The organism is Kitasatospora sp. NPDC048298 (assembly GCF_043201465.1).
In the GTDB taxonomy this organism is placed as follows: Bacteria; Actinomycetota; Actinomycetes; order Streptomycetales; family Streptomycetaceae; genus Kitasatospora.
Genome location: NZ_JBICYZ010000007.1, coordinates 24,596 through 36,874, shown reverse-complemented (window position 1 = coordinate 36,874; position 12,279 = coordinate 24,596). Strand labels below are relative to the sequence as shown.

General features: G+C 72.4%; 9 protein-coding genes and 1 tRNA gene. All 10 read right to left on the bottom strand.

The genetic code is table 11. The features are described from left to right. Positions 1–26 precede the first annotated feature (26 nt). The 10 genes from ACGF0D_RS08260 to ACGF0D_RS08215 all read right to left on the bottom strand — a co-directional run bounded on the left by ACGF0D_RS08260 (position 27) and on the right by ACGF0D_RS08215 (position 12,218). Positions 27–1,346: a serpin family protein gene (locus ACGF0D_RS08260; protein ID WP_392914372.1), complete on the bottom strand. Its 1,320-nt coding sequence runs from the start codon at positions 1,344–1,346 to the stop codon at positions 27–29. 66 nt (positions 1,347–1,412) lie between these two features. Next, positions 1,413–2,411, bottom strand: coding sequence for an ADP-ribosylglycohydrolase family protein (locus tag ACGF0D_RS08255; protein ID WP_392914371.1), 999 nt, complete (start codon positions 2,409–2,411; stop codon positions 1,413–1,415). A 19-nt stretch (positions 2,412–2,430) separates the two neighbouring features. Next, positions 2,431–3,645, bottom strand: a complete 1,215-nt coding sequence (locus ACGF0D_RS08250) for a cytochrome P450 (RefSeq protein WP_392867418.1) — start codon at positions 3,643–3,645, stop codon at positions 2,431–2,433. 89 nt (positions 3,646–3,734) lie between these two features. Beyond that, on the bottom strand, positions 3,735–4,475 hold the full coding sequence (locus ACGF0D_RS08245) for an NAD-dependent deacetylase (RefSeq protein ID WP_392867420.1): 741 nt from the start codon (positions 4,473–4,475) through the stop codon (positions 3,735–3,737). Between the two features lie 79 nt (positions 4,476–4,554). Beyond that, complete coding sequence (locus ACGF0D_RS08240) at positions 4,555–5,181, bottom strand: hypothetical protein (RefSeq protein WP_392914370.1); 627 nt, start codon at positions 5,179–5,181, stop codon at positions 4,555–4,557. A gap of 114 nt (positions 5,182–5,295) precedes the next feature. After that, a complete protein-coding gene (locus ACGF0D_RS08235; RefSeq protein WP_392867426.1) occupies positions 5,296–5,976 on the bottom strand; it encodes a response regulator in 681 nt (226 codons plus the stop codon). After that, complete coding sequence (locus ACGF0D_RS08230; protein ID WP_392914369.1) at positions 5,973–7,181, bottom strand: sensor histidine kinase; 1,209 nt, start codon at positions 7,179–7,181, stop codon at positions 5,973–5,975. Before ACGF0D_RS08230 ends, ACGF0D_RS08235 begins: the two co-directional genes overlap by 4 nt. A 79-nt stretch (positions 7,182–7,260) precedes the next feature. Continuing rightward, on the bottom strand, positions 7,261–7,935 hold the full coding sequence (locus tag ACGF0D_RS08225) for a DUF4097 family beta strand repeat-containing protein (RefSeq protein WP_392914368.1): 675 nt from the start codon (positions 7,933–7,935) through the stop codon (positions 7,261–7,263). 172 nt (positions 7,936–8,107) lie between these two features. Next, a tRNA-Met gene (locus ACGF0D_RS08220) sits at positions 8,108–8,181 on the bottom strand. A 143-nt stretch (positions 8,182–8,324) separates the two neighbouring features. Further along, positions 8,325–12,218 carry a DNA-directed RNA polymerase subunit beta' gene (locus ACGF0D_RS08215; protein WP_392867434.1) on the bottom strand — a complete coding sequence of 1,298 codons (3,894 nt, stop codon included), beginning with the start codon at positions 12,216–12,218 and terminating at the stop codon, positions 8,325–8,327. Positions 12,219–12,279: the final 61 nt, after the last annotated feature.

The window sequence follows — 12,279 nt, the reverse complement described above, 5'->3', positions numbered from 1 at the left end:
CGCGGGCGCGAGTGTGAAGACGGGCGCTACGGCGCCTGCGGGTCGGTGACCTGGCCGAGGAACAGCGGCGCCCCGCTCCGGGTGTCCCGGATCAGGAACAGGAACGGCCGGTCGAGGTGCATCTCGACCGGCCGTTCGACGTTCGGCGCCGCCGCCACGTCGATCCCGGCACCACTGCCGGCCGCCGCGACCGTGCCCTGCTCGCCGACCTCGATGGTGACCTTCTGCACGACCGTGCCGACGGCCAGCGGGTCCTTGGCGATGCCGCCGAAGTCGGCCCGGTCGAAGGCCGCCTCCACCCCGAGCGAGCGCAGCGCGGGGGTGAGCTCCTTCGAGGTGCCGAAGTGGAAGCGCGGCAGCCGGAGGTCGACCGGCCGCTCGGCGAGCGCGCCGAGGATGCGGTCCAGCTGGGGCTGGTCCAGGCCCTTGGCGAAGGCGGTGAAGCCGCCCTGCCCGGGGAGGATCAGGTCCATCGCCAACCCGCCGTCCGCATAGGGCAGTTCGACGGCCTGCCAGGGCTCGCCGACGATCCCGCCGGAGCCGTCGGCGTACTTGAACTCCCCGGTCTGCCCCATCGTGGGGACGGCCGGGGTGGAGCCGTCGAGCTTGTGGAACGGGCGGTCGGCGGTGTGCGAGGGCTTGAAGGCGGAGGCCCACTCGGCCTTGAGGTACAGCGCGTCGGTGAGCACCAGCCGGGTGTTCGAGGTGATCGCGTCCCGGCCGAACAGGTCCTTGATCCGGCCGTCGGTGGCCTTCTCCACGGCCGCGTTGACGGTCCTGCGGGCCCCGTCCGGGTCCTTGGCGAAGTCGGCCTGGTGCACGCCGGTGTCGAAGGCGGCGGCGAGGGTGGCCAGGTAGTCCGGTTCCACGGCCAGGCCCTGCTGCGTCCAGAGGTCGTTGCTGCGGCGCAGGGTGAGCTTGCCGGTGGCCGGGACCGGCCGGTTCAGCGCGCCGGTGGCGTAGGCGTACTGCCGCGGGTCGAGCCCGGTGTGCAGGGCCTTGGCCAGTTCCCCGGCGGTGGTGCCGCGGGCGCCGGGCAGCAGCATGGCGAGCAGGGTGGCCAGGCCGGACGGGGAGACCACCAGGTTGCTCCCGGCGGCGTCCGGCTGGGCGGTCAGGGCGTGCAGGAGGTCCAGGCCGAAGGCGTCGGTGGCCGCCGCGGTGGCGGCCACCTGGGCCGGGTCCACGGCCGGCCGGCTCGCGGGCGCGGACGCCCGGAGCTCCACGGGCGCGGCGGCTCCGGTGCTGCCGCAGCCGGCGAGCAGCGGCGCGGCGAGCGCGGCCGCGAGGAGCAGCGCCGCCGGGCGGCGGAGGGTGCGACGGGGTGCGGTGCTGCGGTTCGTCATGGCCCTTCGACGCACCGCCCCACCGACCGGTTCCGCCCGGCCCGCCCCGCCCGGCGGGGCCCCGGATCAGTCCCAGAGCGCCCCGAACTCCAGCAGTTCGTCCCGGTGCTCGATCCGCTCCACCCAGTCGGCCGGCCAGGCCGCCTCGCCGTGGTGGGCGCCCGCGAAGGCGCCGGTCAGGCAGGCCAGCGAGTCGGAGTCGCCGCTGGAGTACGCGGCCCGGCGGACGGCCGCCACCGGGTCGTCGGGCAGCAGCAGGAAGCAGAGCAGGCCGGTGCCGAGGGCCTCCTCGGCGATCCAGCCCTCTCCGGTGGCCAGGCAGGGGTCGGCCTCGACGTCGGGCGCGGCGAGCGCGGCGTCCAGTCGGTCGAGCACCGTGAGGCACTCCTCCCAGCCCCGGGCCGTGCCGGCCTGCGGGGAGGGGTCGTGCCAGCGGTCGGCGAGGTCGCCGAGCCAGAACCCGTCGTACCGCTCCCGGCTCGCCAGCGCGTACGCCCGCAGCGCCGCGGGCAGGTCGGCCGGCCGGACGCCCTCGGCCAGCCGCCGCACGGCGTACGCGGTGAGGTCGCCGGCGGCGAGGGCGGTCGGGTGGCCGTGGGTGAGCGCGGACTGCAGCTGGGCGGCGCCGGAGAGCTGCCGGGCGTCCAGGCCGCGGACCAGTCCGACCGGGGCGACCCGCATGTTGGCGCCGCAGCCCTTGGAGCCGACGTCGCTGGCCTGCTGCCAGCGGTACTCCGGGTGGCTGAGCCGCTGACAGGCGCGCAGGCAGGTCATGCCGGGGGCGCGGTTGTTCTGCGGGGAGCGCCACCAGTCGACGAACTCCTCGCGGACCGGCCGCTCCAGCCGCAGCGGGGTGAGCGGCCCGCGCTCCAGGGCGGTGCGCAGGCCGCGGGCGAGGGCGAGCGTCATCTGGGTGTCGTCGGTGACCAGCGCCCGCTTGGGCAGCGGGAGTCGCCGCCAGTCGGGATGGATCCAGGCGATCTCCTCGACCTCGTGGAACTCGGTCTCCTTGCCCAGCGCGTCCCCGATCGCCAGACCCAGCAGCGCCCCCGTCGCCTTGCCCACGGCAGCTCCCCCTCCTCCGTCACACCTCGACCAACAGCTCCTTGAGCCCGCGGATCACGTAGCCCGGGTTCCACTCGGGCTCGCGGACCAGCCGCAGGCCCGGGGCCCGGCGCAGCAGCGTGCCGTAGGACTCGGTGAGTTCCAGTCTGGCAAGCGGGGCGCCGAGGCAGAAGTGGATTCCGGCGCCGAAGGTGATGTGCGGGTTGTCGGTGCGGCCGAGGTCGAGGCGGTCCGGGTCGGCGAAGCGCTCGGGGTCGCGGTTGGCGGAGCCGAAGAGCAGGGCGATCTCGGCGCCGCGCGGGATGGTGACGCCGCGGACCTCGATGTCCTCCAGCACCCAGCGCTCGAACATCTGCAGCGGGGTGTCCCAGCGCATCAGCTCCTCGACGGCGGTGGGCAGCAGCTCGTCGACCGAGCCGCGCAGCCGGGCGAGCTCCCCGGGGTTGCGGAACAGCGCCCACCAGCCGTTGCCGGTGGTGTTGACGGTCGCCTCGTGGCCGGCGTTGAGCAGCAGCACGCAGGTGGAGATCATCTCCTGCTCGCTGAGCGCGTCGGAGCCCTCCTGGGCCTGGATGAGCGCGCTGATCAGGTCCGTCCCCGGGTTCGCCCGGCGTTCGCGGATCAGGGTGCGCAGGTAGTCGGAGAACTCGATGCTGGCGGTGACGGCCCGGCGGGCGACCTCCTCGCTCGGGTTGAGCTCGAACATCCCGGTGATGTCGGCGGACCACGGCCGCAGCAGGTGCCGGTCGCCCTCCGGCACGCCGAGCATCTCGGCGATCACGGCGACGGGCAGCGGCTCGGCGACGGCGGCGATCAGGTCGCCGCCGCCGGCCGCGAGCAGCTCGTCGACCAGTTCCCCGGCCAGCCGGCGCACGGTGGGGCGCAGGCCCTCGACCATGCGCGGGGTGAAGGCCTTGGAGACCAGCCGGCGCAGCCGGGTGTGGTCCGGCCCTTCGAGGTCCAGCAGCCCGTGGTCGTTCAGGGTGTGGAAGGGCTCGTGCGCCGGGTCGGGCGCGGTGCGGCCGAACTCCTCGTGGCTGAAGCGGTGGGTGTAGGTGCGGCCCAGTCGCCGGTCGCGCAGCAGGGCGCTGACGTCCTCGAAGCGCGAGACGAGCCACTGGTTCGTCGGCTCGAAGTACGTCACCGGCGCGTGCTCGCGCAGTTCGGCGTACGCGTCGTACGGGTGGGCCACGAACTCCGCCGACCAGGGGTCGAACTTCGCCGTCGTCGTCATCGGTCGATCACTCCAGGCCAGAAGGGGGAAGCCGGAACGATCATCGTACGCACGCGGTACATCCGGGAATACGACCTTCCGGCCCCTGATCAGGCCCGTTCCCGTACAAGTCGGCGCACCAGCTTCGGCAGCGCCTCCGAGATCGACTCCCGGATCACCTCGGCCGCGGCCTCGTCGTACGGGGTGGGCTCGCCGTTCACGATGATCAGCTTCGCCCCGGTCTTCACCGCGTTGTACGGCAGCGCCGCCACCGGGAACACCTGGAGGCTGGTGCCGACCGCGATGAAGACGTCGCAGGCCCGGACGATCGAGTCGGCCTGCCCGAGCACCTCCGGGTCCAGGTTCTCGCCGAACATCACGATGTTCGGCTTGAGGATCCCCCCGCACTCCCGGCACTCCGGGTCCGGCTCCCCCGCCTCGACCCGCGCCAGCGCCTGCGCCATCGGACCGACCACCCGGCAGCGCAGGCACTGCGTCTCCCGGAGGTTGCCGTGCAGCTCCAGCACCTTGCGGGCGGTCAGCCCGGACTCCTGGTGCAGCCCGTCGATGTTCTGGGTGAGCACCCGCGTCGGCAGCCCGGAGCGCTCCAGGTCGACCAGCGCGCGGTGCCCGGCGTTCGGCTCGGCGGCCAGGGCGGCCGTCTCCAGCCGCATCCGCCAGGCCCGCCGGCGCACCCGCGGATCGTCCCGGTACGGCTCGATGGTGACCAGCTCCTGCGCCGACGGGTCCTTCTGCCACAGCCCCTTCGGGCCGCGGTAGTCGGGGATGCCGGAGTCCGTCGAGATGCCCGCGCCGGTGAGCACGGCGACCAGGGGGCGCTTCGCGTTCATACCCCGGACGGTACGGCCGACGGCCCGTCGGCGGCCACCGAAAATCCGGCGGGGGCCGTTTCGGGCCGAAGGGCGCACATCAGGCCAGCGCGGCCCGCGGCGCGGCGGCCGGGCGGGCCAGCGGGGCCAGGGCGAGCAGGTAGCAGGCGGCGGCGAGCGGGATGAGGGCCAGGTCGACGCCGGTGGCCAGGGTGCCGAGCAGCACCAGCGCCGGGCTCCACCAGCGCAGCGCCCGGGAGCGGCCCGCCGCGGCGGCGGTCAGCAGCGCCAGCAGGCCGACGTAGAAGAGCAGCGGCCCGACCTGGTAGACGGCCGGCAGCACGCCGGGGACGCCCTGAACCCGGTCGAACAGCCGGGACTGCTCGGCCTTGTCCGCCGCCACCAGCCCGACGACCAGGTCGACGCCGATCTGCGCCAGCGAGCAGAGCAGCCCCGCGAAGGCCGCCCCCAGGGCCGCCCCGGCCCCGACCCGCCCGGCCGTGCCGCGCGGGGCGAGCCGCCGGTACAGGGCGAGCAGGACCGGGACGAACAGCAGCAGCCCGGCGAACATCGCGGCGTGGCCGGCCGTCCAGCCGGGGCCCGGCGCCCGGGAGCCCGGCACCAGCCGGATGCCGCCGTAGAGCGCCATCAGCGCGGGGGCGCCGACGACGGCGTACGGGGTGAGGCGGGCGATGCGGGTGGTTCGGGCGTCCGAGGTGGCGTTCATCCTGACCTCCGGTGGTGTGGTCCGTTCCGACACCGCAGAGCCTGGCCGCCCGGGCCCTCGTCCCGGATCGCCCGCACCGGCGAAAGGGCCGCCTCCCCCGCACGGGGGAGCCCGTCAGGACTCCCCCGCCACCACCGCCCCGGCCTCGTACGCGAACACCACCGCGTGCACCCGGTCCCGCAGCCCGAGCTTGCTCAGCACATTGCTGACGTGCGTCTTCACCGTGTGCTCGCTGACCACCAGCTCGGCCGCGATCTCCGCGTTGGACAGCCCGCGGGCGATCAGCCGCAGCGTCTCCTGCTCGCGCAGGGTCAGCTGCTCCAGCAGCCGCGACGGCGGCCGCACCGCCCGCTCCGGCGCCCCCGGCCGGCGGGCCGCGAACTCGCCGATCAGCCGCCTGGTCACCGAGGGCGCGAGCAGCGCCTCCCCCGAGGCGACCATCCGCACCCCGTGCGCCAGGTCGTCCCGCCGGACGTCCTTGAGCAGGAAGCCGCTGGCGCCCGCGTACAGCGCGTCGAAGACGTAGTCGTCGATGTCGAAGGTGGTCAGCATGATCACCTTGGTGGCCGGGAACTCGGCGCACACCCGACGGGCCGCCTCCAGCCCGTCCATCACCGGCATCCGGACGTCCAGCAGCAGCACGTCCGGGCCGTGCGCGCGCACCGCCTCGACCGCCTCGGCGCCGTCGCGGGCCTCGGCCACCACCTCGATGTCCGGCTGCGCGTCCAGGATCATCCCGAACCCGGCCCGCACCAGCTCCTGGTCGTCCGCGACGACCACCCGGATCGGCGTCATCCGCCCACTCCCTCCACCACTTCGCCCGTGCCCAGCGGCAGCCGGGCGCTCACCAGGAAACCCCTGCCCTCCGGGCCCGGCCCGGCCTCGGCCCGCCCGCCGCAGGCCGCCGCCCGCTCCCGGATGCCGACCAGCCCGCGGCCGCCGGACCAGCCGACCACGGTACGGCCGGCGGGCGCCGGCACCCCACGGCCGTTGTCCGAGACCACGACCTCCAGCACCTCCCCGGCCCGCCGGACCCGGATCGCCGCCCGGTCCGCCCCGGCGTGCTTGACCGTGTTGGTCAGCGCCTCCTGCACGATCCGGAACGCCGCCGCCTCCACGTCGGCCGGCAGCGGGTCCTGCTCCGCCGGGAGTTCGAGGTCCACCCGCAGCCCCGCCGCACGCACCCGATCGGCCACCCCGGCGAGCTCGGCCAGCCGGGGCTGGGGCGCCAGCTGCCGGCCCGCCTCCGGGTCCTTCAGCACCCCGAGCACCCGCCGCAGCTGGACCATCGCGTCCCGGCCCGCGTCGGCGATGGTGTCGAACGCGCGGATCGCCCGGTCCGGATCGCTACGCACCACCACCGGCCCGGCCTCGGCCTGGATCACCATCAGCGAGACGGCGTGCGCCAGGATGTCGTGCATCTCCCGGGCGATCCGGGCCCGCTCCTCCGCCACCGCCCGGGCCGCGTCGCTCGCCGCCCGCTCCCCGGCCTCCCGGGCCCGCTCCGCCTGTACCCGGGCCAACTGCCGCTGGGCGCGCACCAGCGAGCCGAACACGAAGGAGCCGCCCGAGGTGAGCACGCTGAACAGCGCGCCGTTCGGCGAATGGGTGCCGATCACGTTGGCGACCACCACGAACGCCAGCACCGGCCAGCGCTGCCAGTCCGGGAAGCGCTCCGCCACGGTGTACATCCCGATCACCGCGTACAGCGGCATCTGCGGGTTCGCCGAGTGCGCGAGCACCGTCACCAGCACCGCGGGCACGCTGCCCACGACCATGAGGGGCAGCGTGATCCGCCGCCGCCAGGGCAGGAACAGCGCGGTGGACACCGCCAGCAGGTAGACCCACCAGGGCCAGTCCGTGTCGTCGTGGTAGACCGACCAGACCGACACCGCCGCCGAGCAGACCGCCAGGAAGGTGTCCAGGACGTACGGGCTCGGGCCGGTCGCCCACTCCCGCCGGATCCGCCCCGTCCGCCACCGCGCCGCGCGCTCCACCACCGCACCTCCCCCGTAGCCGGGGACGCCGCCCCCGCGGAGAAGATCATGCCCCAGCGGCAGGACCTCCGGAACGGCCCGGTCAGGCACCGGTGACCGTCACACCGCCGGTGTCCGCCCGCGCGGTGATCCGGCGCTCCGCCCCCGGCTTCGACGGGATGCCCACCTCCACCCCGCCGACCGAGGCCCGGGCGTCCACCGCGTAGGCCTCCCCGACCGGCACCCGCAGCCGCACCCCGCCGTTCGTGGTGCTCGCCTCGACCGTCGACGGCGCCACCGCGAAGTCGGCCCGCACCCCGCCGTTCACCGCGGTCAGCCGCACCTTCGGGGACCGCAGCCCGTCGGCCTCGACGCCGCCGTTGGTCACCTCGGCCTCCGCCTCGCCCGCCAGCCCGGACAGCCTGACGCCGCCGTTGCCCTCCTTGACCCGCACCCTGGTCCCGACCGGCACCTGCACCGTGTAGCCGATCCCGCAGTGACCGCAGTCGTACGTCAGCTTCAGCACGCCGTCCGCCACCTCGTGGCTGCTCTTCGGTACGTCCCCCGAGTAGTTCTGCCGCTCGACCACGTGCACGCCGTCGCCGCCGCCGTTCACCACCACGCCGCCGTCGAACCCCTCGACGACGAGTTCCCGGACCGGCTCCGCCACCCCGTAGCTCAGCGTCCGGTGCTCGTCCTCGCCCCCGAACGGCAGGCACCCCTGCATCCCCAGCACGACCCCCGCCGTGATCGCCACCGCGCCCAGCACCCGCTTCATCCCCGACCCCTTCGAAAGCCCCGTCCCGACGCCGAGAACCCTCCCGCGGCCGCCTCCCCCACCGCCTCCCCCACCGGAGCGGTTCCCGCCCCTCCCCCGCACGACGGAGCCGCCCGCCCCGGGAACGCCGAAGGGCCCGGAGGCTGAATGCCTCCGGGCCCTTCGTACTGAGTAGCGGGGACAGGATTTGAACCTGCGACCTCTGGGTTATGAGCCCAGCGAGCTACCGAGCTGCTCCACCCCGCGTCGGTGAACAGAAGCTTACGCGACTTCGGCCGTATGACCTAATCGGATTCCGTCCGCCACCCGCGCGGCCTCGAAAGGGGCCCGGGAACGCCGCAGGGCGGCCACCCGTGAGGGTGACCGCCCTGCGGTCGGTGCTACGCGACTCAGCCGGTGTACGGGCCGTAGTCGTAGTCGTCCAGCGGGACCGCCTGGCCGGAGCCGGCGCCGAAGGGCGACAGGTCGTAGTCGTCGTAGCCGACGGCCGAGTACATCGCGGCCTTGGCCTCCTCGGTCGGCTCGACCCGGATGTTGCGGTAGCGGGGCAGACCCGTACCGGCCGGGATGAGCTTACCGAGGATGACGTTCTCCTTGAGGCCCAGCAGCGGGTCCGACTTGGCGTGGATCGCCGCGTCGGTGAGGACCCGGGTCGTCTCCTGGAAGGAGGCGGCCGACAGCCAGGACTCGGTGGCCAGCGAGGCCTTGGTGATACCCATCAGCTGCGGACGGCCGGAGGCGGGGTGACCGCCCTCGGCGACGACGCGGCGGTTCTCCTGCTCGAAGCGACCGCGCTCGACCAGCTCGCCGGGCAGCAGCTCGGCGTCGCCCGACTCGATGATCGTCACGCGGCGGAGCATCTGCCGGATGATGATCTCGATGTGCTTGTCGTGGATCGACACACCCTGCGAGTTGTAGACCTTCTGGACCTCGGCGACCAGGTGGATCTGGACGGCACGCTGGCCCATGATGCGCAGGACGTCGTGCGGGTTGGTGGCACCCATGGTCAGCTTCTGGCCGACCTCGACCGCCTCGCCCTCGCTGACCAGCAGCTTCACACGCTTCGAGACCGGGTAGGCGATCTCCTCGCTGCCGTCGTCCGGCGTGATGACCAGCTTGCGGGTCTTCTCGGTGTCCTCGATGCGGACCCGGCCCTGCGCCTCCGAGATCGGGGCCACACCCTTGGGGGTACGGGCCTCGAAGAGCTCGACGACACGGGGCAGACCCTGGGTGATGTCGTCACCGGCCACACCACCGGTGTGGAAGGTACGCATGGTCAGCTGGGTACCGGGCTCACCGATGGACTGGGCGGCGATGATGCCGACCGCCTCACCGATGTCGACCAGCTTGCCGGTGGCCAGCGAGCGCCCGTAGCACATGGCACAGGTGCCGACGGCCGACTCACAGGTCAGGATCGAGCGGGTCTTGACCTCGCCGATGCCGTGGCGGATCAGCTCGTCGATCAGGACGTCACCGAGGTCGGTGTTGGCGGTGGCGAGGAGCTTGCCGTCCACCGTGATGTCCTCGGCCAGCATGCGGGCGTAGACGCTGGTCTCGACGTCGTCGGCCTTGCGCAGGACGCCGTCCGCACCCACGGAGCCGATCGCCAGCTTCAGGCCGCGCTCGGTGCCGCAGTCCTCCTCGCGAATGATGACGTCCTGGGAGACGTCGACCAGACGACGGGTGAGGTAACCGGAGTCGGCGGTACGGAGGGCGGTGTCGGCCAGACCCTTACGGGCACCGTGGGTGGAGATGAAGTACTCCAGCACGGACAGACCCTCACGGAACGACGCCTTGATGGGTCGCGGGATGGTCTCGTTCTTGGCGTTCGACACCAGACCACGCATACCGGCGATCTGGCGCATCTGCATCATGTTTCCACGTGCACCCGAGTCGACCATCATGAAGATGGGGTTCGTCTTCGGGAAGTTCACGTTCATGGCCTCGGCGACCTCGTTGGTCGCCTGGGTCCAGATGCCGATGAGCTCCTGCTTGCGCTCGTCGTTGGTGATCAGGCCGCGCTCGTACTGACGCTGGACCTTCTCCGCCTTCGCCTCGTAGCCCTCCAGGATCTGGGGCTTGCTCGGCGGGACGACGACGTCCGAGATCGAGACGGTGACACCCGAGCGGGTCGACCAGTGGAAACCGGCCGCCTTCAGGTTGTCCAGGGTCGCCGCGACGACGACCTTGGGGTAGCGCTCCGCCAGGTCGTTGACGATCGCGGAGAGCTGCTTCTTGCCCACCTCGTAGTCGACGAACGGGTAGTCCTCGGGCAGCAGCTCGTTGAAGAGCGCGCGGCCCAGGGTGGTGGTCAGGCGGAAGGGCTCGCCGTCGAACCAGCTCGACTGGCCGTCCTCGTCCACCGGGGCGGTCCAGCCACGCGGCGGGACGGTGCCGGCCGGCAGGCGCAGCTCGATCGGGGCCTGGACGTCCAGGTCGCGGGCGTCGAAGGCCATGATCGCCTCGGCGGTCGACGAGAAGGTGCGACCGGCGCCCTTCACGTTCTCGCGGTCCGAGGTCAGGAAGAACAGACCGAGCACCATGTCCTGGGTCGGCATGGTGACGGGGCGACCGTCGGCCGGCTTCAGGATGTTGTTCGAGGACAGCATCAGGATGCGGGCCTCGGCCTGCGCCTCCGCGGAGAGCGGCAGGTGGACGGCCATCTGGTCACCGTCGAAGTCCGCGTTGAACGCGGTGCAGACGAGCGGGTGGATCTGGATGGCCTTGCCCTCGACCAGCTGCGGCTCGAAGGCCTGGATGCCGAGGCGGTGCAGGGTGGGCGCACGGTTCAGCAGGACCGGGTGCTCGGCGATGACCTCTTCGAGCACGTCCCACACGACCGGACGGGCACGCTCGACCATGCGCTTGGCCGACTTGATGTTCTGCGCGTGGTTCAGGTCGACCAGGCGCTTCATCACGAACGGCTTGAAGAGCTCCAGCGCCATGGCCTTCGGCAGACCGCACTGGTGCAGCTTGAGCTGCGGGCCGACGACGATGACCGAACGGGCCGAGTAGTCGACTCGCTTGCCGAGCAGGTTCTGACGGAAACGACCCTGCTTGCCCTTCAGCATGTCGCTGAGGGACTTCAGCGGGCGGTTGCCCGGGCCGGTGACCGGACGGCCGCGGCGGCCGTTGTCGAACAGCGCGTCGACGGCCTCCTGGAGCATGCGCTTCTCGTTGTTCACGATGATCTCGGGGGCACCGAGGTCGAGCAGGCGCTTCAGGCGGTTGTTGCGGTTGATCACGCGGCGGTACAGGTCGTTCAGGTCGGAGGTCGCGAAGCGGCCACCGTCCAGCTGCACCATCGGACGCAGGTCCGGCGGGATGACCGGGACGCAGTCCAGCACCATGCCGTTGGGCTTGTTGGTGGTCTGCAGGAACGCGGAGACGACCTTGAGGCGCTTGAGCGCACGGGTCTTCTTCTGGCCCTTGCCGGTGCGGATGATCTCGCGCAGGCGCTCGGACTCCTCCGCCAGGTCGAAGGTCTCGAGGCGGTCCTTGAGGGCCGCCGCGCCCATCGAGCCGGAGAAGTAGGTGCCGAAGCGGTCGCGCAGCTCGCGGTAGAGCAGCTCGTCGCCCTCGAGGTCCTGGACCTTGAGGTTCTTGAAGCGGGCCCACACCTCGTCGAGGCGGTCGAGCTCGCGCTGCGCGCGGTCGCGCAGCTGCTTCATCTCGCGCTCGGCGCCCTCGCGCACCTTGCGGCGCACGTCGGCCTTGGCGCCCTCGGCCTCCAGCTCGGCCAGGTCGGTCTCGGCCTTCTTGGCGCGGGCCTCGAGGTCGGAGTCGCGACGGTTCTCGATCTGCTGGCGCTCGACCGAGACGTGCGCCTCCAGGGACGGCAGGTCGCGCTGGCGGCGCTCGTCGTCGACCCAGGTGATCATGTAGGCGGCGAAGTAGATGACCTTCTCGAGGTCCTTCGGCGCCAGGTCGAGCAGGTAGCCCAGACGGGACGGCACGCCCTTGAAGTACCAGATGTGGGTGACCGGGGCGGCCAGCTCGATGTGGCCCATCCGCTCGCGGCGCACCTTGGCGCGGGTCACCTCGACGCCGCAGCGCTCGCAGATGATGCCCTTGAAGCGGACGCGCTTGTACTTACCGCAGTAGCACTCCCAGTCCCGGGTGGGGCCGAAGATCTTCTCGCAGAAGAGGCCGTCCTTTTCGGGCTTCAGGGTGCGGTAGTTGATGGTCTCCGGCTTCTTGACCTCGCCGTGCGACCACTGGCGGATGTCGTCGGCGGTGGCCAGGCCGATGCGGAGCTCGTCGAAGAAGTTGACGTCAAGCACTGGTCGTCAAGCCCTCTTTCGTAAGTCGAGAGTCGTTCATGTGGTCTGAGGGGGGCCTGGG

Excerpts from the sequence above, each read along its gene's own strand:
- ACGF0D_RS08260 (WP_392914372.1), bottom strand. The coding sequence starts at position 1,346 with ATGACGAACCGCAGCACCGCACCCCGTCGCACCCTCCGCCGCCCGGCG.
- ACGF0D_RS08250 (WP_392867418.1), bottom strand. The coding sequence starts at position 3,645 with ATGACGACGACGGCGAAGTTCGACCCCTGGTCGGCGGAGTTCGTGGCC.
- ACGF0D_RS08245 (WP_392867420.1), bottom strand. The coding sequence starts at position 4,475 with ATGAACGCGAAGCGCCCCCTGGTCGCCGTGCTCACCGGCGCGGGCATC.
- ACGF0D_RS08240 (WP_392914370.1), bottom strand. The coding sequence starts at position 5,181 with ATGAACGCCACCTCGGACGCCCGAACCACCCGCATCGCCCGCCTCACC.
- ACGF0D_RS08235 (WP_392867426.1), bottom strand. The coding sequence starts at position 5,976 with ATGACGCCGATCCGGGTGGTCGTCGCGGACGACCAGGAGCTGGTGCGG.
- ACGF0D_RS08225 (WP_392914368.1), bottom strand. The coding sequence starts at position 7,935 with ATGAAGCGGGTGCTGGGCGCGGTGGCGATCACGGCGGGGGTCGTGCTG.